Genomic DNA, 22471 nt, shown 5'->3' on the forward strand with positions numbered 1-22471 from the left:
CCAGACAGAAAACCAGGTCAGTTTTGACTAAAGAATAGTGCGTTGGCAAAAAGGAGCTTGCCCTCTTCCCAGAAACCTCTGAAAAGTGGATTGTCCACGAGGTAAACGACGCCGCCACGCCCTTGGTTTTCAATGCCAAATACCAAAGAGCCCTTTAAGTTTTCTACCGCTTTCGCTCCGGCAAAGCCGATAGGGGTGGCCTCTTCGCTCAGGTAGCCCGCATTCCAGCCCCTATCCAAGAGCTCGAAGGCGGAAGAGGAGGTCTTTAGGCTGTAGTAGTGGCTTCCCAGCCCAAAGGCGAGCGGGTGGGTGGTATCCAGCTGTGTTTTGAAAATAGCTCCGGGCACGTAGTTGGTGATGCTCCTGCGAGCCTGCCCGGCATAGGGTAGCAGGCGCTGCCCTGCTGCTGCTTCCTCTTGCTCTGGGCGCTTAGCGGCTAAGCTGAACCCTTGTTGGCCTGCAAAGGCTCCTACTGCCCTGCCGATGGCGATCACCCGCCCGCCACGGCGCATCCATTCTCCCAGGGCGCCCTGCTGGCTTTCGCTAAAAGCATAACGGCCTTCGGGCATAACAACAACATCATAGTGGCTCAATACTTCTGAGCTAATGTCCTCTGCGCTTATCAAAAAAACGGGGTAGTCGAGGCTTTGCTCGAAGTAATGCCAAGCTTCTCCAAAACTGTTGGCATTGGTGGATGGCCCCGTCAGCAATGCCGTTTTGGGCATATCGATAAAGCTCATAGACTCCGAGCCTAAATCAAAACCTGCATCGGAAAAGCCTGTATATACTGGGGTGATGGGCTGCTGATGTTTTTCTGCAAGGGCCAATATCCGGGTATCGAAAGCCTCGCCCAGCTTGCGGTTGTCTGCACGGGTAAAGGCAATGCTGCCAGCAGGGTATGCCTGCCCTTCAAGCTCAAAACGGCCAGTGGCCAGGCGCGGCTTGAGCCCCGCCTTCATGGCTGCGCTCAGGAAGCGCGCATCGCTGAAAGACTGCCAGGGGTAAAGGTAGGCGTACGCCGGCTGGCTGTTGCCGTTGGTGTTGCTTACTAAAGGGGCTAGTGTGAAGCCCTCCGCTTGGGGCACTTTGCTGTCTGATGCTACAGCCTTTAGCCCGTAAGCAAAAGGCAGTGCCCAAGCAGTGATATCGTAGGTGAGGGAGTCTTCTAAAGCGGGTTCAGGCTCGAAAAGCACTTGTACCAGAGTGGACATTGGCTGAGCAGAAGGGATAACGAGGTCGCCTTCTTTTACTTGGTAGCTCCCATTTCCGCCAGCGCGGTAGTCATAGCCCTTGATTTCCCGGGCCTGAGTGGCCGTGCCATACCGGATCTGATTGCGGTCGAGCAAGTCCAGCAGGGATTTGATCTTCCCCTGTGGGTTGTCTTTGCTGATAACAAAAGACTGGAATTGGCCCACGGTGCCCTCGGCAGCCTTTTTAAAATAAGCCGAAAAACTAGACAGTAGCTTTTCGCGGTTGTTGTAGGCAACCTCAACGGTAGAAAGCGCAGCAACCGTATGGTGGTCTATCCGGTCTTGCAGCGTAAGGGTATCTCCATTTTCCATCAGGATGCCCCGGCCGGAGATGCCGTGCCCTGCCTGCTCATGTGTCATGCCAATAGAACCGTTGAAAGTAGGGTAGGTGTCGCCATAGCTAGGGTAGAGCAGGTCGAAAACTTCACGGGTGAAATAGAGCCACCCTTGTTTGTCAAAATGGCTGGCATGGTTCTGCCCCGCTTTCATTTGAAACTCAGCCTGCCAATCGGTGATGTGCTCATGGTATGGGGCAGCAGCCGGCGCAAAGTAGTACGGGTTGTCGGGGTACTGTTCATGCACATCTACGTGCACATGCGGGAGCCACTGCTGATAAAGGGCAAGGCGTTGGCGGGATTCGGGCTGCGTCTGCCATGCCCAGTCCCGGTTGAGGTCGAAAAGGTAATGGTTGACCCGGCCGCCGGGCCAGGGCTCTTGGTGCTCAAGGGTGTGAGGCTCAGGGGTGTTGGCTTTGGGGGCTACGCGGCGGTACCACTGAGTGTAGCGGTCGTATCCGTCTGGGTTGAGGGAAGGGTCAAGGAGCACCACGGTGCTGCTTAGCCATTCTTTAATGTCTGCCCGGTCTTCTCGAGCCAGCTCATATAGGGTGGACATGGAGCTTTCTGTCCCTCCGGCCTCGTTGCCATGTACGCCAAAGCTCAGCCAGACTACGGGCTGGTTTAGTTCTGGCGCAGGCGTGCCGGGCAGCATGCCTGCGCGCTGTAAATTGGCGGTGCGGATGTCCTGGATGCGCGCCAAGTTTTCTTCACTGCTGATGGTGAGCAGTATGAGGGGCCGTCCTTCAGGGGTTGCTCCGTATTCTTGTAGCTGGACCCGAGGGCTGTTGTCCGCTACGTGCCTGGCATAAGCCACGACTAGGTGGTGAGGTGTGAACTGCTCGCCATGCTCATGGGGCAGGAATTCAGAAGGGCTCAGCAATTGCGCCATAGCCAAAGCAGGAAGCCCTGCGGCCAGCAGTGCAAGAAGGAATCGGTACATCATAATCAGGTATTTAGCCTGCAATAATACCAATTTTTCGGGAGGGGGGCTCTGCTTTGTTCTGGGTCAGTAAACGGCCTCTGCAATCTGCCTGATGGTGTCTGCATCGCCCATAGTGTAGTAGTGGAGGCAGGGGGCGCCCGCAGCCTTCAGCTCTTTGGACTGTTGGATGCACCACTCTATGCCAGCCTGCCGCCTGCCCTCTGTGCCCTTCGCATCCTGTATCGACTTCACGAGGGCGTCCGGTAGGTCGATGTGGAAGATGCGGGGCAGAGCATTAAGCTGGTACAACTTTGTAATCGGCTTGAGCCCGGGCACAATAGGTACGTTGATGCCGATCGCCCTGCACCGCTCTACGTAGTCGAAGTACTTTTGGTTGTCAAAAAACATCTGGGTGACGATGTAGTCTGCGCCGGCATCGATTTTGGCTTTGGTGAAGGCAAGGTCCATGTCGATATTAGGCGATTCGAAGTGCTTCTCCGGGTATCCGGCAATGCCAATGCAAAAATCAGTGGAGGCCCCTTTGTCGATATTGGCGTCAAGGTATTTGCCTTGGTTCATGTGCTCGATCTGGCGGACCAGGTCAATGGCATAAGCATGGCCGTTCTCTTCTGGCACGAAACGGCCATCAAACTTGCGGGCATCGCCGCGCAATGCTAGCACATTGTTGATATTCAAGAAGTTGAGGTCGATCAATGCGTTCTCGGTATCCTCTTGGGTAAAGCCCCCGCAGATCAGGTGGGGCACGGCATCTACGCCGTAGCGGTGCATGATCGCGGCACAAATGCCAACCGTGCCCGGGCGTTTCCGGATAGCTGTTTTCTCGTAGTACCCGCTGGGCCGCATTTTGTAGATGAACTCCTCCCGGTGGTAGGTGACATCAATGAAGGGGGGCTTGAACTCCATAAGGGGGTCGAGCGTATCGAATATAGCCTGCATGCTCCCGCCTTTCAAAGGAGGGAGGACTTCAAAGGAGATCAGGGTCTGGCCGTTGGCCTTCTCAAAGTAGTCAGTGACTTTCATAATTCCCGGGACGCTGTTTTTTGCTCCGGCAAAGCTAACTACTGCAAGGGTGAATTTCCAGGAATCCGTGTCATAAGGCTGAAAGATTGTAGCAGAGGATGACGGCTGTCATTGACGGGCCGCCACCATTTGGCCAATTTTAGCTGTAGCAGCTGGGCGGGCGCAGGCCAAAATGTCGCAGTCGTTTATGCTTTTGGGCTTTAGGCTGGCATTGGCCTAGCGCTGCGAAGGGGTGGCTGAAGGCCAGACCCGACGCCTGTAGGGCGAGGGGCCGAGCGGACAGCGAGCCCCGTAGCATAGCGGCACCTGCCCGCTGGCAGGGGCAGACCCCCTCCTTACGGTAAGGGCAGGCCGGAAAATGACAATCTGGTTTGCGCCCAGCTGGGCTCTTTTGCAGGAGTGCTTGCTTTATTGAGCGGTTATTTGCATTTTTGACTAAACGTTTGGTCAATAATTATGTCTCCACGTACCTCAGCACAGTTTGAAGCTATCCGCAAAGCAAGCATGGGCCGTATTTCCAATGCTGCTTTGGATTTGTTTGCCCGGAAGGGCTATTCAGCAACCTCCGTTGCGCAGATCGCAACAGCAGCGGGCGTATCTAAAGGGCTGCTCTACAACTACTTCAACGGCAAAGAAGCCCTTTTGCGGTACATTGTCTTAGAAGCCGTGGCAAAGGGGGAGAAGGCACTGTATGAAGCCCTTGCCCTGCCCGGCAGCCCGAAAGCCCGCCTGCGGCAGTTTACAGTGGCCACCTTCGGGCTGATTCAAAGCAACCGCGACTATTGGCGGCTGCTCTCAGCCCTGGCCCTTCAGCCTCATGTCCTGGATGGGCTGATGCCGGAGCTGCAGCAGAAAGAGGGGCAGGCCATGGAGGGGTTCCTGGCACTGTTCCGGGAGCTTGGGTACGAAGACCCGGAAGGGGAGCTGCTGCTCTATCAGGCGATGATGGATGGGGTAGCGTTGAAGTACATGCAGGCGCCCGAAGCCTACCCCTTGGGTAAAATGCAGACGAAAATCCTTGCCCATTATCAGCTATAGGAGCTGTATCACGTCTAATGAAAACCGGAACAAAATGAGAAAATATAGTTTGACCGTAGGCCTGCTGTCCCTTTGCTTGTATATGCTGGCCGGGCAAAATGCCACGGAGATTGTCCGCATGGCAGATGAGAAATTCAGGGGGGAGAGCTCTGTGGCGACCATGAAGATGACGATTGTGCGCCCCACCTGGGAGCGGGAGATGACGATGAAGACTTGGGCAATGGGCAATGCGTATTCCCTCATCAAGCTTACGGCACCTGCCCGGGATAAAGGCACCGCTTTCCTGAAACGGGACAAGGAGATATGGAACTGGCAGCCTACCATTGACCGCGCGATCAAAATGCCGCCTTCTATGATGATGCAATCCTGGATGGGCTCAGATTTCACCAATGATGACCTGGTGCGCGAATCTTCCATTGTGGTAGACTACCGCCACGAAATGATGGGGGAGGAGGAGGTTGAAGGCCGGGCTTGCTACATCATTAAGCTCACTCCCAAGCCTGACGCCCCCGTAGTTTGGGGCGAGATCCTGGCTTGGATCGATAAAGCAGACTATATGCAGCTCAAGAGCGAGTTTTATGACGAAGATGGCTTCTTGGCCAACACCATGTATGGCAAAGCGGTAAAAGAAATGGATGGCCGCCTGCTGCCCTCTGTCATGGAGATCGTGCCAGCAGACAAGCCCGGGCACAAGACCCGTATGGAGTACTTAGAGCTTGATTTTGGAGTTGATTTGAGCAAGGGTTTTTTCTCTATGCAGAATATGAAGCGGGCTCAGTAGCGGCTTCGAAAAAACAAAACTATGATGCTCTTCAAGCTGGCCTGGCGCAACATTTGGCGAAATCGCCGCCGCACTTATATCACAGCTGCTTCTATTTTGTTTGCTGTCCTTTTTGCCTCTTTTATGGACTCCCTGCAACGCGGCGCATGGGATAATATGGTGCGCAACGTGGTCAACTATTACTTTGGCTACATGCAGGTGCATGAAAAGGGCTATTGGGCAGAACAGTCTATCGATAAGGCATTTATCCTGACCGACTCCCTGCGGCATAAAGCTGGGGCTCCTCCTGCAGCAGGCGTAGTGCCCAGGATAGAGTCTTTCGCCTTAGCAGCAGGGGAAGCGCAGACCACCGGTGTGCTGGTAGCAGGCATTGAGCCCGAAGCCGAAGATGAGATGACGGGGCTTCGTGAGCGCCTGATAGATGGTAGGTACTTGTCGGCAGAAGGGAAGGGCGCGCTGCTGGCCTCTGGTGTAGCAGAAAAATTGGGCCTCGGGGTAGGGGATACGCTGGTGCTCATCACACAGGGTTTCCGTGGGGTCAATGCGGCTGGCAAATACCCGGTAACAGGGCTGGCTTCTTTCGGCTCCCCTGAGCTCAATAAGCAAATGGTATACCTGCCTTTGCAGGAAGCCCAGTATTTCTTCGGCGCTCAGGGGAGGGTGACTTCCGTCGCGCTCCACTTGGAAGAAGCCGATGATATTGCAGTACTAAAAGCCCGGCTTTTTCAGCAGTTGGATACTTCAGCGTTTGAGGTCATGGACTGGGAGGAGATGCTCCCCGATCTGGTACAGGCCAGGGAGCTGGATACAGCGGGCAATGTGATTGTCTACTTCATTTTATACCTCATTATCGCTTTTGGCATATTTGGGACCATCCTGATGATGACCAAGGAGCGCTCCTATGAGTTTGGGGTATTGATCGCCATTGGCATGCAGCGTTGGCAGCTGGCCTGGTCAGTTTTTATCGAAATCGTTATGCTAGGCATCATAGGTGCTCTGGCCGGCATCCTGGCCAGCCTGCCCGTAGTTTTGTATTTCAAAGTGAACCCTATCCGGTTTAGCGGGGAAATGGCCGGCTCCTTGGAGAAATTTGGCTTTGAGCCCATTTTCCCTGCTACATTCGACCCCCGGATTTTCGCTGCACAAGCGAGCTATGTCTTCCTGGCCACAGTAGTGCTGGCCATTTACCCAATGCTTAAAATCAGAAAACTTGAGCCTGTCCGGGCTATGCGCGGATGAGCCCAACCCAAATAAAACAAGGGACCATGATGATATGGATAATGGCCTGGCGAAACATCTGGCGAAGCCCTACCCGGAGCGGTGTCGTCATTGCAGCTATCGCATTAGGGGTTTGGGCGGCCCTTGCGCTTACCGGTTTTGCAACGGGTATGATGAAGAGCTACGTGAAGAGTGCTATCGAGCAATCGGTCAGCCACATACAAATACACGAGCCTGGGTTTACAGAGGATTATGAGGCCAAGTACACCCTGCCGGATGTAGCAATAGTTGCTCAGGTGCTAGACACAACGGTCGAGGTACAAGCGTACAGCCTGCGCACTGTAGTCAGTGGGATGGCAGCCTCCGGGCAGGGGGCAAGGGGGGTTATGGTAAAAGGGGTAGACCCTGAGCAGGAAGCCGCAGTCAGCACCATCCCTGAGGGGGCGCTGACCGCCGGGGAGTTTTTGCCTGAGATGAGGGGCAATGCAGCTTTTATGGGCAGTGCACTGGCCCAAAAGCTTGGCCTCAAAGAGCGGTCCAAGTTTGTCCTTACTTTTCAGGATGAGCATCTGGAAATCACCTCCGCCGCTTTCCGGGTTATGGGGCTTTTCGACTCTGGCAATACGCCCTACGATGAAGCCACCCTCTATGTCCGCCGCAGCGACCTCAACAGGCTGTTGCAAGGCGGCCCTGAAGGAGCAGGCCAAGCACATGAGGCTGCTGTATTGCTAAAAGATGTAGGTGCTGCTGATCAGGTAGCAGGGCAGCTGCGGGCGGTCCTGCCAAATTTGGACGTACAGACTTACCGGGAGATAGCACCTGACCTGGAGCTGTACGAGTCGCAGTTGCAAAATGTATCCTTGATCTACTTAGCCGTCATCTTGCTGGCATTGGTCTTCGGTATTATCAATACGATGCTCATGGCCGTTTTGGAGCGGGTGCGGGAGCTGGGCATGCTCATGGCGATCGGGATGAACAGAGGGCGGGTGTTCGCCATGATTGTCTTAGAAACACTTGCTTTGGGCCTTCTGGCTGCCCCAGCCGGGCTCGTGCTCGGTTACCTGACCGTAAGCTACGTGGGCAAATACGGCATAGACATGTCTGGCTATAGCGAGGGCATGGCCAGTTATGGGCTTGCACAAGTCATTTATTTTGAAGTACCGCTAGCCGCCTATTGGCAAATGGGGGCTGGGGTGTTCGTTACGGCTGTGCTGGCTTCTCTTTACCCTGCATGGAAAGCCATCCGGCTGCAGCCGGTGGAAGCCTTGCGCGCTGTATAAATGGGGCGTGCCCCTGATTCCTAAAGCAGAAATTTGAAAACATGGCAGTCATAAGCACCCAAGGGGTAGAAAAAATTTACAACCCCGGGAAAATCCCGGTGAAAGCCCTGAAAGGGGTCAGCCTTGAAATTGCAGAAGGCGAATTTACCGCTATAGTTGGGCCCTCGGGTTCAGGGAAGACCACGCTCCTCAATATCATCGGAGGGCTTGACCGCCCTACAGCAGGCTATGTGGAAGTAGGAGGCGTGGACATCAGCGGCTTGTCAGACAATCAACTGATTGATTTCCGAAAGGACCATATCGGCTTTGTCTTTCAGGCTTACAACCTGATCCCGGTATTGACCGCCCGTGAAAATGTAGCTTTTGTGATGTTGCTGCAGCACCGGTCTGCCCAAGAGCGCAATGCCCGTGCCGAGAGTTTGCTGGCCGCAGTAGGGCTGTCTGATAAAATGGACAAGCGCCCGGCAGAGCTTTCCGGCGGGCAGCAGCAGCGCGTAGCTGTAGCCCGCGCCCTGGCCTCCAAGCCTTCCTTCATCCTGGCTGATGAGCCGACCGCCAATCTGGATTCTGCCTCCACGGCCAACCTCTTGGATATCATGTACCGCCTCAATCAGGAAGAGCACATCACCTTTGTTTTTTCCACCCACGATCAACGGGTCATAGACCGTGCCAAGCGGGTGGTGACCTTAGTAGATGGCAAAATTGACCGTGATGAGGTACGGGGCTAAAATCGGAGCTACGGCCCTTTTACTGGCTTTGGGCATACTGAGCCTTTGCGCTCAGGAAGCGGAACCCCGCTCTTGGTCGGTCAATGGCTACCTGAAGCAGATGCAGGCCCTGCTGTTTTTTAAAGACGCTTACCCCAGCTTGCAGCAAGGGCAGCTTGTGGACACTTTCCTACAGGACAACCTCATCCATCACCGGCTGAACTTCCGCTGGCAGCCAGCAAAGCACCTTCGGGTGAGGGCCGATCTCCGCACGCGCATTTTTTATGGCGACCTGGTGCGCGCCACCCCCGATTATGGAGCAGCTATTGACGATGTCAACAACGACTATTTCGACTGGTCTGCAGTGCTGTTCAGCCAAGGGGCATGGGCTATGCATACCATGCTGGACCGGGCCTATGTCGAGTACGGAAAAGGGGCGCTAGAAGTCAGGCTAGGCCGGCAGCGGATCAACTGGGGCATCAGTACCGTTTGGAACCCCAATGATGTGTTCAATGCTTTTGCTTTTACAGACTTCGACTACGAGGAGCGGCCCGGCAGCGACGCCCTCCGGCTGAAGTACTACACGGGCTTTGCCTCAAGCTTGGAACTGGCGGCCAATGTTTTTGACGATTGGAGCTCCGCAGTCATAGCAGGGCTGTGGAAGTTCAATCACTGGGCATACGATTTTCAGCTGATGGGAGGCTACGCCCGGGGCGATTGGGTGATAGGCGGCGGCTGGGCCGGCAACCTGGGCAATGCCGGGCTTAAAGGAGAGGGCACGCTCTTTGTCCCTTCAGGGGGCGGGCGTACAGCCTTAGCTGCCACGGTAGGAGTAGACTATGCTTTCCCCAACGCGGTATATAGCAGCCTCGGGTATTTGTACAATAGCGAAGGCCAGACAGAGGGCACCATTACGGGCCTATTTGATTTTGAGCTCTCAGCAAGGAACCTGTACCCCTACCGGCACGCCCTTTTTGGGCAAAGCGGCTACCCGGTGACCCCCTTGTTCAATGCCGGGCTGGCCGTGATTTATAGCCCCGTGCGCGCCCATGCACTTTTTATCAATCCGACCCTTACCTATTCCTTAGGGCAAAATTGGGACCTTGATATGGTTGGGCAGCTGGCCTTCGATCGGGAAGAAGGGAGATTCCAAGGCCCTTTGCAGGCCCTCTTCCTCAGGTTGAAGTGGAGCTACTGACCTGCTTTTGGTGCCTCACCTCAAGGGCGCAAACTTTTTTAGCCCTGCCCAATCTGCTTCGCGGTATGGGGCCTGCCCCTGCCGTAAGGGCAGGTGCCGCTATGCTCCGGGGCTCGCTGTCCGCTCGGCCCTGTCGGGCTTAGAGCTAGTTAGGATTTTGCTTTTGGAGCGAACGCAGCCAAATTTTGCCCTGGTCGAGGCGTTCTGAGGGAACATAGCCTTAGCTACGTGACCGAAGAACAACGAAGAGCAGGACAAAATTCGGCAAGAGCAGCCCGAAGTGTAAAATCCTAACTAGCTCTTACACCCCTGCGCAGCGCTAGGCCAATGCCAGCCTAATGCCCGAAAGGCATAAGCGCCTGCGATATTTTGGTTCAAGCCACATCTCAACCCGGGGCATTACATTTCCATAAACCCCGAAAAAACCGTATTTTTGCAGGATGAGCACGAACCAAGATAACAATCAGAATAAGCCAGCTAGTAATGGCTACGGTGCCTCGAATATTACGGCACTCGAGGGGTTAGAAGCGGTGCGCAAGCGCCCAGGCATGTACATCGGAAGTACCGATACCAAAGGCTTGCACCACCTGGTGTGGGAGGTAGTCGACAACTCTATAGATGAGCACCTTGCAGGGCACTGCACACATATCGATACCATTATCCACAAAGACAACTCCATCACCGTAAAAGACAACGGGCGGGGCATTCCTACCGACATGCACCAAAAGCTCAAAAAGTCGGCCTTGGAGGTCGTTATGACGGTGCTGCACGCAGGGGGCAAGTTCGATAAGGACACTTACAAAGTCTCTGGCGGCTTGCACGGGGTAGGGGTAAGTTGTGTGAACGCCTTGTCTATCCACCTTAGGGCTGAGATACACCGGGATGGCAAGGTTTATGAACAGACTTACGCCCAGGGAAAGCCGCAAATGGAAGTCAAAGAGATCGGCACAACGGACAAAACCGGCACGATCATCACGTTCAAGCCGGATGCTGAAATCTTTACCACACTGGAGTATAAGTACGATATCCTGGCCAGCCGTATGAGAGAGCTGGCCTTCCTGAACAGTGGGCTCAACCTCTCCCTGATTGATGAGCGGGTGACGGAAGACGACGGTTCCTTCAAAAAAGAGACGTTCTACTCAGAAGGCGGCCTCAAAGAATTTGTCATGTTCATTGATGAGTCCCGGCAGGGGCTGATCGCCGAGCCGATCCACGTAATCGGGAAAGAAGACAATGTGGAAGTTGAAGTGGCGCTGCACTACAACACTTCTTTCACGGAGACCATCTACTCCTACGTCAACAACATCAATACCCGGGAAGGTGGCACCCACGTCAATGGTTTCCGCCGTGCGGTCAACCGGCTGTTCAAACAGTACGGAGAGGACAATGGGATGTTCAAAAAGCTGAAGTTCAATATCTCAGGTGAGGATTTCCGGGAGGGCCTTACTGCGGTGGTATCCGTTAAGGTGCCGGAGCCGCAGTTTAAGGGGCAGACCAAAGGGGAGCTCGGCAACTCGGAAGTTACCGGCATCGTCTCCCGTAGTGTAGGGGAAGTGCTTGGGCATTACCTTGAGGAGCACCCGCAGGCGGCGCGCAAAATTGTGGAGAAAGTTATCCTGGCCGCTACAGCCCGCCACGCTGCGCGCAAAGCCAGGGAAATGGTGCAGCGCAAAAACGTACTGACCGGCAGTGGGCTGCCCGGTAAGCTCTCAGATTGTTCTTCCCGCAACCCTGACGAATCTGAGCTCTTCTTGGTGGAGGGCGATTCGGCTGGGGGTACTGCTAAGCAGGGCCGTGACCGCCGTTTTCAGGCCATCCTGCCTTTGCGGGGCAAAATCCTTAACGTAGAAAAAGCGCTCGAGCACAAAATCTACGAGAATGAGGAGATCAAGAATATGTTCACGGCTCTCGGTGTCTCTATCGAAGAGGGCGATCACGGTGAGCGCAACCTGAACATGGAAAAGCTGCGCTACCACAAAGTCATCATCATGTGTGATGCCGATGTAGACGGCAGCCACATCGTAACGCTGATCCTAACCTTCTTTTTCCGCTACATGCGCCCGTTAGTGGAACAGGGCAACATTTACATTGCTGCCCCACCGTTGTACTTGGTGAAAAAAGGGAAGCAGTTCCGCTATTGCTGGACAGAAGACGAGCGCAGAGAGGCTGTGGCTGCCTACGGCGGTGGGGAGAACGACAGCTCGGTCAAGGTGCAGCGCTATAAGGGCCTTGGCGAGATGAACGCCGATCAGCTCTGGGAAACCACCATGGACCCGGACACGCGTATCTTGCAGCAGGTATCTATTGACGATGCCCGCGAAGCTGACCGCATTTTCTCCATGCTCATGGGGGATGATGTGCCGCCCCGCCGGGCTTTTATCGAGGCCAACGCGAAATACGCCAACGTAGACATTTAAACGGGCAAAAGCTGGTTGTGGCAGAGGGGGGAGCATATTTTGTGCTCCCCCCTCTTTGCTTCAGCTGCGCTGATGCCCACAACAAAAATCTTTTTTTTGCTCGATACGCTGTAATGCTCCAACAATTTTAAGTGGTGGAGGGCCTGCTATCCTAGCTGGCAGCGTACAAGCCCTGCCGCTCTAGTGGTCTTCAAGTGTTAATTTATGGCTTGAGGCACTAGCTTAGGCGTCACGGCATTAAAGCAAAGCGCATTGCCGGCAGGCCATGGCCGTGCCCGCTATTGTGGGCTTCGTTTTTTGTACGGTTGGACGGCCTGCCAGACAGGATAGGGCGTAAGCCAAAATGCCGCTGGCGTTTGTGCTTTATAGGCTTTAGCCCGGCATTGGCCTAGCGCTGCGCAGGGGTATTAGCCCGTTAGGGCCGAGCGAAGAGCGAGCCCCGGAGCATAGCGGCACCTGCCATCGGGCAGGGGCAGGCCCCAAAAAGAGCAATCTAGTTGGCGCTCGGCAGGAGCGCTAAGGGGTACTGTGCAAAACGTTGCAAGCGTGCTAGCTTTTTTAGCCCCTGTGGGCTGTGCAAATGTGAAATGTGTGCCATTCAGATTGAATTGCATTTTTATTTATCTTATATTTGCTTTCGCTAAACTATCAGAATTACGCTGAATAGCTCCTAAGTTTACGCTGTGTTCTCTCCTTTTGCCAAAACCCATTTAGCGCTGTGGCGCCCGTTCTGGAAACAGCCTAAACAATGACGGAGCACTGCCTATCCTGCCCTCAACGGTCAGTGCATAGGCTTCTTGCCAACTTCATTACACACTATGAAACAACAGCCTAGCCCGTTTGATAACGGCCTTGGCACACCTCCTTGCTAGGTATGGCGAGGAGGTAAAGAGAAAACCTGACAAACGGTCCGTCCTCAGGCGTACCGCTGTGCACAAAAACTACAATCATGAGACGTAATCTACTTCTGCCCGTCCGGGCATCCAAGAGCTGTTGGCACCACCATCATTTCAATACGATAGTACCATAGGCTACGATGGCTTAAGTAAAACCGAGCAGCCACCTGTGCAGCTGGCTGGGCTTTGCCTTTTGTCCTGGCTAACGCCCTCTGACGCCTGTCTGTTGGCTGATTGACCACTTTGCTGTCTGCTTGGGCAGAAGCCCCGAGCGGCCGCTAACACAGATATGCACCATGATGGGGAGAATAAACTATCTGACTTTCCTGCTCTTTTTAGGGTGGGGCGGGCTTCATGCTCAGCCTGGCTACCCGCTAAAGCTAAAAAACGCCTTGCTCTCTGCTGCAGAGGTTGCCCGTACCGCTGCTGCGCAAGATGCTGCTTTTTGGGAGGCCCAAACTGTGGAGGGGCGTACTTATGGGATTGTGCAGTTCTTGGCAAGCCCGGCAGAAATGGACACCGAGGTTTTGGAAGGGCTTGGCATACAATTGGAGGATTATCTGCCAGAACGCGCATACCTGGCCTCTTGGCCTGAGCATTTGCCAGTTGCGCAACTGCCCGGGGCCCGGGCAATTGCCCTTGCGCCAGAGTATAAAATCCTTCCTGGCCTTCAACCGTTGATCCGTTCAGGGGAGGGGCGCATAGCCGTCGTGGCCTATCCGTATAAAGCTTATGGCGCGGTGAAGCTGGCTGAATATTGCACAGCAGCAGGGTTGGGCGGCCGCATGGCAGATGGGGGTGTTTACCTTTCGCTTACCCCACAACAGCTTCTCAGTTTGAGCGAGCACCCTGGGCTTGCTTACTTAGAGGCGCCGCCTGTTTCCCCTACCCCCGAAGGCATGTTGGCCAATGCCGTTATGGGAGTGCCGGTGATGTTGGGAGCAGGGGGGCTGCAGCTGACCGGCTCGGGCACTACGATTGCGGTAGGGGAAGACGGAGACGTTGCCCATCCTGACCTAAAGGGGCGCATCATCCGTGATTTGAGCGACGATTTTAACACAGATCACGGGGAGATGGTGGTAGGCATTGCCGCTGGCGCGGGCTCTATCGACCCCAAGGGGAAGGGGGTTGCATCAGGTGCACAAGTCCACCTTTCCTTCATCCTTGATTATAAGCATCACAACCTGGCGCTACAGCTGTATCAGCAGTATGGCGCCACCATCACTTCTACTTCCTATGGTGATGGCTGCGGCGGCTTCTATTCCTCCCGCGCTAAGATATTGGACGATCAGGTATTCGCCTTCCCTTATCTGATTCATGTGTTTTCAGCTGGGAACCAGGGGGCTAGCACTTGTAGCCAAGTCTATGGGCAAGTTGATTTAGGTGCCGGCCGGGCTGCCGCCAACCTGACCGGTGGGCGCAAAAGCAGCAAGAACGGCATAGTAGTGGCGAATGCGAATACCGGCCGGATGTTGGTGCCTTCAAGCAGTCAGGGGCCAACCGAGGACGGGAGGGTGAAGCCGGATATCACGTGCATCGGGCAGGGGAACATAAGCCTCGACCGATATTATGGCTACCGGGAAGGGAGCGGCACTTCTGCAGCCGCACCCGGTATCGCAGGGGTGCTGGCCTTGATGACTGAAGCATTCCATTTACAAAATAATGGTGCCGACCCTCATACGGCTTTGCTGAAAGCTGCCTTGTTGAATACCGCGCAAGACCTGGGGCGGCCAGGCCCCGATTATGAATATGGCTGGGGGCTCGTGCATGCGGGCAAAGCCGTTCGTACCCTTGAGGAAGGGCGCTACTGGAGCGGGGAAACAGCTCAGGGAGGGGCCGTCTCCTTTGATCTTGAAATCCCAGAGGGCGTGAGCAAAGCAAAAGTCATGTTAGCCTGGCACGATATAGGGGGCTCGCCGCTTGCGCTAAAAGCCTTGGTCAATGATTTGGACTTGAAGCTGGCCGGGCCAGATGGAGAGCAGTTTTTGCCACTGGTGCTCAAGACTGCCCCCCACCCCGATAGCCTGCTGGCCCCAGCTGCTGCCGGAGTCGACCGGCTCAATAATGTAGAGCAAGTTGTTTTGGAGTCCCCCGTGCCCGGGACGTACACCGTGACCGTGCGAGGCTCATGGGTATTGGATGGGGCACAGCCGTTCTTTGTGGCATATCAGCTGGAGAAAGAAGAGCTCAGGATAGCGTATCCGGTAGCGGGCACTGCTATTTCCGAGGGAGGAGAAATGCTGATTACCTGGGATTGCCCTGATTGGGAAGCCCCGGTGGCACTTTCCTATCAGTTGGAAGAAGGGGGCCCATGGCATAGCATCACAGATACAGCGGCCGCTCGCGCCCGTCAGCTGTTATGGGCCTTGCCCGCCCCGCTGAGGGGGGGCATACGGTTTAGAGCCTCAATGGGCAATTTGTCAGATACTACGGGCTGGTGCACCATTGCCCCGGAGCCAGCTTTTTTTATTCGTCGGGGCGAAAATGGGCAGGCTGTTTTGCAGTGGCTGCCCATAGAGGGGGTCCACCACTACGAGATCTTTAAGCTGGGCGAGATGGAGATGGAGCCTTTAGGCACATCTGCAGATTCAGTTTTCCAGCTGCCCAATACGTTGGGCAGTGAAGCTTGGTACAGTGTCCGTGCCCATATTGATAGCCATGGGGGTGCAGGGCCAAGGGCGGTAGCCCAGTTGTACCGGCCCGGTTGGTGCCAAAATGAAATAGAGTTGCGCATTAAACTGGATGACAACCCTGAAGAAACGGCCTGGGCCATAAAAGATGAGGCTGGAGCCGTACTGCTGACCGGCGGGCCCTATGCCAGCTATGCAGCAGGACGTACACTTGATATCCCCATCTGCCTGCCTAACGGGTGCTTCACGTTCAACATTTTCGATAAAGGAGAAAATGGCATTTGCTGCGGTGCAGGCAATGGCGGCTTCGAAATTTATAATGGGCAAGGCTTCCTGCTTGCAGAAGGCAGCTCTTTTGGCGCACAGGCTGCCGCTTTCTGGTGCATGGAGTCCAATCAGCCGCCCCTACAGGCTTTTGCACATGTGCTGATGCCCCCTTCCTGCCATGAAGCTGCCGACGGCGCTGTTCAGGTACAAGTAAGTGGCGGTACAGGCGAGTATACTTTTCACTGGGAAGACGGTTGGCAGGAGCCCAACCGCGATAGCCTGTCTGCCGGGCTGTACACGCTTACCGTGAGCGATGGTATGGCAGACATCGCCGTTTCTGCGGAGCTTGTGGCTCCAGCACCTCTTGCAGCGGCGATCAGCGCAGCGCACAATAACTGTGGGCAGGAAGGGCAAGGGGCGCTCTCTGCCATGGCAAGCGGCGGCACTTCCCCATACGCCTACAATTGGGGAGGGTATGGTTCGGGCCCGGAGCTGACTGGCCTCGGTGCTGGCAGCTACACTTTGACGGTGACGGATGCGCTTGGGTGCTCCATCCAACAAATGGCACAAATCCTGACTAGCAGCCCCGCTGAAATTACTTTATTGGCAGACCCCACTTCCTGTGCAGGTGGGGGCGATGGAAGCATCTTTGCTGAGGTAGAGGGTGGAGCGCTGCCCTATGCTTTCAATTGGAGCAACGGCAGCACAGCGGCCTCCTTGCACGGCCTGGAGGCAGGCTGGTATAGCGTTACCGTAACCGATAGCCTGGGCTGTAGTGCCGTGAGCAGCGCACAGGTGGTTTCTCCTCCGCTCTTGCAGGGCACCCTCAACCTTTCTGAAGAGCAGGTGCTGACACCTGTTGTGGGCGGCGGCAATCCCCCTTATCAATTCCTTTGGTCCGATCAGTCTGTTGCTCCAACCTTGCATGTGGAAGAGGAAGGGGAGTACAGTCTTACGGTTACTGATGAGGCGGGCTGTACTTTAGTGCTGGCACAGCAAGTCAACCTGGACCCAGAAGGCCCCTGCACGCCACAGGTCAACAACAATGCTTACAATTGGATCCAATCGGTCCGTATAGATACCCTGACATGGTCCTCTGGCCCGGATGAACCGGGCTACTCACCGGACAACAGCCCTTCCGTTGAGGTGTGGCCTGGGCAGGTGGTAAATGTGAGCGTAGAATCGGGAAGGCTTTCTGATGCTTTGCCCGTGCACTGGCGCGTTTGGGTAGATTTTAACGGAAACGGGAGCTTTGAGGAGGATGGTGAGCTGGTTTTTGAAGAAGTAGGGAGTGTTGCCCCAGGGCATTCGTTTCAGCTAGAATGGCCGCAGGGCATTTCTTCAGGCCCTAGGCGTATGCGCATCGCCCAAGCGTTCAGCTACCTTCCCGAAGCTTGTGGCACCATCCTTTACGGGGAAGTGGAAGACTATATATTCTCCGTTGGGGATCCGGCTGTGTATTGCGAGGCCGGTGGGGTCAGCACCTTGCAGGAATGGGTAGAGTCGGTCCGGGTAGGCCCTTATGAAGAGGTCAGCGGTAATAACGGCGGGTACGCAGACTTTACCAGCCGTGAGATGCTAGCCATCGCTGGCGATAGCGTATCCTTTTTGTTTAAGCCTGGCTTCAGTTTAAGCCCTATCCCCGAGACCTGGAGCGTATGGGTAGATTTCAACCGGGACGGGATATTTAATTACCTCAATGAATTGGTATTTTTTTCTTCCCCAACCCCTTTCCCGGTGCAGGGCCTCATCCCTATACCTGCCAATCTGCAGCCTGGCCCATTGAGGGTTAGGGTCCAAATGCGCTGGAACACCATACTTAACCCCTGCGGTAGTTACAGTTGGGGGGAAACGGAAGACTATGAGCTGAGTATTCTGCCGCCTGAGGCCGGGCTGCTGCAGCCCATGAACGGAAGTGCCCCGCCCTTGGCAGCTGCCTCCCCTCTAAGGTGCTGGCCGGTGCCTGCAGTAGATGTACTGCATTTGGAAGGGGGGATGCTCGGGGCCGCTGAGGAAAAATTGCAGTGGATTGTCCGCAATGCACTTGGGCAGGCGGTCGGGCAGGGGGAAGCAGCTCCTGGGCAGGGAGGGGTTGACCTTTCTGTAGGCGGTTTTCCGGCAGGCGCGTATCAGGTACAATTGAAGGATACTAAAGGGCAAACAGAGGTAGTGCCCTTTATCAGGAAGCCGTTTGCGGAGTACTGACCCAACGGTAGCCCCGAGTGGCTTTTGTTGGCATATATGGTTTTTTTTATAATAAAAGCTTGCCCTGAGCTGGTATATTTAGCATTTTTGGCTACATTTGAAAATGTAAGCGGTGCAGGTCTTTTGTAACAGCACGGCTTACAACTCACACATCCGCCTAAATGCCACTGTTGGATGCCCGGCAATAGGGTAAGTCTTAAAACACAACAGCACTAAGTAGGAAACTTCAGCCCGAGCGCTGATATTCCAGCTTTTTCTTTACTGGCAGGCACGGACTTCACACAAGCTAACTACCAAATTTGTCACTTGTTTTGCAGCTCCTCCCCCGAAGGAGAAGAGCGGTTAGCTATGCTATTGCAGCTGCTTGCTTTTTTTCAAGGGTGCCACAGTTCTGCTGTGTTGCTCTTGGGCTGTGTCTTAATTAAAGCCGTTATTCTGTAGCCTCCCGAAGGGCTACACCCGAACAAAACACACATAATAGCATGAAAATCAAGTTTCTGGGGCTCATTACTATTGGGCTTCTTTGGGTGGCCTCCCCCTTGCGTGCGCAAGATTATAGTGTTGGCTTTCACGCTGGCGAGGTGCCGGGCAATGCCTTTTCTCTCCCCTCTGCAGAAAGCGATTCCCTCTTTGCAGCTTATCTTTTTGAGGGGAATTATTACCTGATCATGCAATTTGAGGAGCTACCGGACTTATCCGTCTTCTTAGCTTTGCAGCAACAGCAGATCGAGCTATTCGCCTATATCCCGAATTATGCATATCTGGCCAAAATACCGCATGGGACCAACTTCGAGAATTTGGGCGTGCGCGCGCTGGCTCCATACTTAGGCGCGTTCAAGCTCAATCAAGCCCTGGCAGCTGGCAATTATCCAGACTATGCCTACGATAATGGGCTCCTAGATGTTCTCGTATCGGCATGGCAGGGCATCCCCCTCAATAGCCTGGCTGCAGAACTACAAGCTATGGGCTACGAGCCGGTTGCTAACGGGCAGGGCGCTTTAGCTATTACCATACCAGAGGACAGCCTGCTCAGTGTAGCGGAGCATCCGGCGGTTCAGTATGTACAACTGCCAGAACCTGAGCCGGTGCATGAAGGTTGGGTAGGGCGCAGCAGCCACCGCCTCAACCTGATGAGCCAGGGGCCAGGGCTGGGCTTCGACGGTGCCGGTGAGCCCATCCTGATTGGGGACGATGGCTCTGTAGACCATCAGGACTTTAAAGGGCGGCTGATCAACAACACGGCCACTAATTTTGGCACACATGGAGATATGACACTGGGGCTGGCAGGAGGTGCCGGCAATATCGACCCATTGGGCATGGGGGCGGCCCCGGGGGCTTCCTTATACCTATATGATATAGCGGGCTATCCACAAATCAGCAATGCCGTACAGCTGGCTAATAGCCAGGGCTTTGCCATTACTTCTACCTCTTTTGGTGAAGGTTGCGGCGGGGTCTATTCTTCCACTTCAAGGGATATTGACCGGCAGGTGAAGCTGAACCCTAATATCCTGCATTTCTTTTCGGCTGGCAATAGTGCCTCCTCTGCCTGCAGCAACGTCTATGGGAGTGTCGTGGTCAATAATTTCCGTTATGGGAACATTACAGGAGGGCGTAAAGCTGGGAAGAATGTATTTGCAGTAGCTAACCTGTTCTATGACGACAACCGGGTGGCATCAAGCAGCCGCGGGCCAACAGAAGATGGGCGGATTAAGCCCGATTTGGGGGCTCACGGGCAGGGCAATCTTTCTACCCGCCCGGGCAATGAATATGGCCCAGGCGGTGGGACCTCGGCTGCTGCCCCCAGTTTGGCAGGCACGGCAGCTGCCCTAGTGCAGGCTTTCCGGGCTTCCAATAATGGGCAGGCCCCTTCAGCTGCTCTCATGAAAGGCATCCTGCTAAATACCGCAGATGACCTTGGCAACCCTGGGCCGGACTACGACTTCGGCTGGGGGCGCGTACATGCTGCAAGGGCATTGGAGGTCATCCAAAACAATCAGTACTTCACAGGAGCGGTCGCTAACGGAGGCAATGCACAGTACAGCATTAACGTGCCGCCGGGTACAGATGAGGTCAGGGTAATGGTTTATTGGACCGATGTAGAGGGCACTCCAGTTGCAGCCAAGGCGTTGGTCAATGACCTTGACCTCACGGTGAGCACGCCGGGCGGTAGCCTGCGCCGGCCTTGGAAGCTCAGTACTGTGCCACACCCGGATAGCCTGACCAAACCTGCTTACCGTGGGGAAGACCACATCAATAACGTGGAGCAGGTTAGCATCAGCAACCCTCAGCCGGGCACTTACACGGTGAAGGTAGAGGGGTATCTCATCCCTCAGCTTGCTCAGGATTATGTAGTCGTCTATACTTTTCTGAAAGATGAGCTGGAGCTCACTTATCCCGTCGGTGGCGAAGGGTTTACCCCCGGTGAGGTAGAAGTAATCCGTTGGGATGCCTTGAGCAATTCCGGATCGTTTACTTTGGAATATTCTGCCAACGGCGGTAGCAGCTGGAACACCATTTCCAGTAGCATCCTTGGCAGCCGCCGCTATTTCAACTGGACGGTGCCCAATATCGTGAGCGGGCAGGTCCGCCTGCGGGTGCGCCGTGGCAGTCAAAGCAGCACCTCTCCAGAAAACCTGACCATCATCAGGCAGCCTGCTGTGAGCCTCAGTACCGTGCCTGGCAATAAAGTAAAAGTCTCTTGGAATGCCGTTGCTGGTGCTGACTCCTATAAAGTTTACCGCCTTGGGGAACAGTTTATGGAGCTGGTGGCGACAACGCCCAATACTTCCTTTGAAGTGCCGGCTGCTTCAGGGGAGGAGGGCTGGTACGCTGTCGCTGCTGGTATGGCTGGCAGTGGCTATGGCCGCCGTTCAACAGCCCAGCCCCATACTTTTTTCGCCTGCGAGACAGAAGTTACCCTTACTTTTAATTTTGACTTTAGGCCTCAGGAGACGACCTGGCGGATTCAGGACGCTTCTGGAAACGTAGTCGCCTCAGGCGGCCCTTACATGGGGCAGACCCCGCTCACAACGCTGAACATTACCGAGTGCTTGCCGTACGGCTGTTTCGAACTGCTGGTCTTTGATAGCTACGGAGATGGCATGTGCTGTGCCAATGGCAACGGCTCGTTTCAGTTGGCAGATGCTTCTGGACAGGTTCTGGTAAGTGGGGGCACTTTTGGCAGTACCTCAACCACCCCCTTTTGTTTGGAGTCGGGTTCCAACAACCCTTTAAATGTACAGCTTACCGGCTTGCAGGGGGCTTCATGCAGTGGGGCCTCGGATGGCAGTGTCACGGCAGTAGCTACGGGGGGCACAGGTATTTATACCTACAACTGGAGCAATGGGGCTAGCGTTCCGAGCTTGAATAACTTGTCTGCTGGCACTTATTCCATAACCGTATCAGATGGCGCTCAGCAGGTAACCCGTACGGCAATCATCAGCGAGCCCAACCCTATTTTGGTTGATCTGATCACCGTGCAGCCGAGCTGTAGCAACACTAATGATGGCATCATTCAGGCCAGTGTCAGCGAAGGGTTGGAAGCCGACTATACTTACCAATGGAACAATGGGGCTACAAGTGAGCTGCTCACCGGGCTGCCTCCAGGATTTTATAGTGTGACGGTGACGAACGCTGACGGCTGTACGGGTCAGGGTGCAACGGCGCTTACAAGCCCGGGGGCTATCAGCCTTTCTTTGGGCGCCAATCCGGTCTCTTGCCCTGGCAGTTCGGACGGTGCTGCTTTCATTCAATCAGTAAATGGAGGCTCCCCGGGCTACACAGGTGTATGGAGTACGGGGCAGGCTGGCCTTGCCATCTCCAACTTGGGCCCTGGCAACTATTCCGTTACGGTTTCGGATACCAAGGGCTGTAGTGCATCCGGCTCCGTTACCGTAGGGGGGGCTATCCCCATAAACATTAGCGTAAGCACGCAAGCCGCTGCCTGTGTGGGCAGTGCTACGGGTTCAGCTATGGCGCAAGTATCGGGCGGGCAGCCGCCTTACAGCTATCAATGGAGCAATGGTGCTACTGCTAGTGCGATATCCGGGCTTAATGCAGGGGTGTATAGCCTTACGGTAATGGACAATCGCGGCTGTACGGCCATTCAGCAAGCCATAGTACAACAGAGCGCTGGGCTTACAGTTGACGTAGCTGTTGAAAATGGTGCTTGCGGTGGGGCTGGCGGCAGTGCCACTGCGGTGGCCAATGGTGGCCAGCCACCATTCAGCTACGCGTGGAGCAATGGGGCTACGGGCCCTTCGCTTACCGGTCTGGCGGCCGGT

At 55.0% G+C, this 22471-nt stretch carries 11 protein-coding genes; 9 read left to right on the forward strand and 2 right to left on the reverse strand.

The window, feature by feature from the left end:
• Positions 1-17: 17 nt before the first annotated feature.
• Both FRY97_RS13955 and metF read right to left on the reverse strand, forming a co-directional pair.
• Entirely contained in the window at positions 18-2531 is a 2514-nt protein-coding gene (locus FRY97_RS13955; protein ID WP_246141728.1) for a M14 family zinc carboxypeptidase, read from the reverse strand.
• Between the two features lie 63 nt (positions 2532-2594).
• A complete protein-coding gene (gene metF / locus FRY97_RS13960) occupies positions 2595-3551 on the reverse strand; it encodes a methylenetetrahydrofolate reductase [NAD(P)H] (RefSeq protein ID WP_147168166.1) in 957 nt (318 codons plus the stop codon).
• A 456-nt stretch (positions 3552-4007) separates the two neighbouring features.
• Between metF and FRY97_RS13965 the strand changes: the two genes are divergently transcribed.
• From FRY97_RS13965 to FRY97_RS14005, 9 genes are all read left to right on the forward strand, one after another.
• Positions 4008-4589, forward strand: coding sequence for a TetR/AcrR family transcriptional regulator (locus tag FRY97_RS13965; protein WP_147168167.1), 582 nt, complete (start codon positions 4008-4010; stop codon positions 4587-4589).
• A gap of 34 nt (positions 4590-4623) precedes the next feature.
• Positions 4624-5370: an outer membrane lipoprotein-sorting protein gene (locus FRY97_RS13970; protein WP_147168168.1), complete on the forward strand. Its 747-nt coding sequence runs from the start codon at positions 4624-4626 to the stop codon at positions 5368-5370.
• 21 nt (positions 5371-5391) lie between these two features.
• Positions 5392-6609 (forward strand): ABC transporter permease, encoded by a 1218-nt coding sequence (locus tag FRY97_RS13975; protein WP_147168169.1) that lies wholly within the window; start codon positions 5392-5394, stop codon positions 6607-6609.
• Between the two features lie 26 nt (positions 6610-6635).
• Positions 6636-7868, forward strand: coding sequence for an ABC transporter permease (locus FRY97_RS13980; RefSeq protein WP_170254649.1), 1233 nt, complete (start codon positions 6636-6638; stop codon positions 7866-7868).
• A gap of 41 nt (positions 7869-7909) precedes the next feature.
• Entirely contained in the window at positions 7910-8596 is a 687-nt protein-coding gene (locus FRY97_RS13985) for an ABC transporter ATP-binding protein (RefSeq protein ID WP_147168171.1), read from the forward strand.
• Entirely contained in the window at positions 8580-9773 is a 1194-nt protein-coding gene (locus FRY97_RS13990; RefSeq protein ID WP_147168172.1) for a hypothetical protein, read from the forward strand. The genes FRY97_RS13985 and FRY97_RS13990 overlap by 17 nt, the downstream gene beginning before the upstream one ends.
• A gap of 440 nt (positions 9774-10213) precedes the next feature.
• Positions 10214-12190, forward strand: coding sequence for a DNA topoisomerase (ATP-hydrolyzing) subunit B (gyrB, locus tag FRY97_RS13995; RefSeq protein ID WP_147168173.1), 1977 nt, complete (start codon positions 10214-10216; stop codon positions 12188-12190).
• A 1192-nt stretch (positions 12191-13382) separates the two neighbouring features.
• Complete coding sequence (locus FRY97_RS14000; protein WP_147168174.1) at positions 13383-18188, forward strand: GEVED domain-containing protein; 4806 nt, start codon at positions 13383-13385, stop codon at positions 18186-18188.
• 482 nt (positions 18189-18670) lie between these two features.
• The coding region (locus FRY97_RS14005; protein ID WP_147168175.1) for a S8 family serine peptidase at positions 18671-22471 on the forward strand (3801 nt) is incomplete at its 3' end.

It is taken from the genome of Phaeodactylibacter luteus (assembly GCF_007993045.1).
Classification (GTDB): Bacteria; Bacteroidota; Bacteroidia; order Chitinophagales; family Saprospiraceae; genus Phaeodactylibacter; species Phaeodactylibacter luteus.

What these genes read in the sequence shown, in the direction of transcription:
- FRY97_RS13955 (WP_246141728.1), bottom strand. Translation starts at nt 2,531, where the DNA reads ATGATGTACCGATTCCTTCTTGCACTGCTGGCCGCAGGGCTTCCTGCT.
- metF (WP_147168166.1), bottom strand. Translation starts at nt 3,551, where the DNA reads ATGAAAGTCACTGACTACTTTGAGAAGGCCAACGGCCAGACCCTGATC.
- FRY97_RS13965 (WP_147168167.1), top strand. Translation starts at nt 4,008, where the DNA reads ATGTCTCCACGTACCTCAGCACAGTTTGAAGCTATCCGCAAAGCAAGC.
- FRY97_RS13970 (WP_147168168.1), top strand. Translation starts at nt 4,624, where the DNA reads ATGAGAAAATATAGTTTGACCGTAGGCCTGCTGTCCCTTTGCTTGTAT.
- FRY97_RS13975 (WP_147168169.1), top strand. Translation starts at nt 5,392, where the DNA reads ATGATGCTCTTCAAGCTGGCCTGGCGCAACATTTGGCGAAATCGCCGC.
- FRY97_RS13980 (WP_170254649.1), top strand. Translation starts at nt 6,636, where the DNA reads ATGATGATATGGATAATGGCCTGGCGAAACATCTGGCGAAGCCCTACC.
- FRY97_RS13985 (WP_147168171.1), top strand. Translation starts at nt 7,910, where the DNA reads ATGGCAGTCATAAGCACCCAAGGGGTAGAAAAAATTTACAACCCCGGG.
- FRY97_RS13990 (WP_147168172.1), top strand. Translation starts at nt 8,580, where the DNA reads ATGAGGTACGGGGCTAAAATCGGAGCTACGGCCCTTTTACTGGCTTTG.
- gyrB (WP_147168173.1), top strand. Translation starts at nt 10,214, where the DNA reads ATGAGCACGAACCAAGATAACAATCAGAATAAGCCAGCTAGTAATGGC.
- FRY97_RS14000 (WP_147168174.1), top strand. Translation starts at nt 13,383, where the DNA reads ATGATGGGGAGAATAAACTATCTGACTTTCCTGCTCTTTTTAGGGTGG.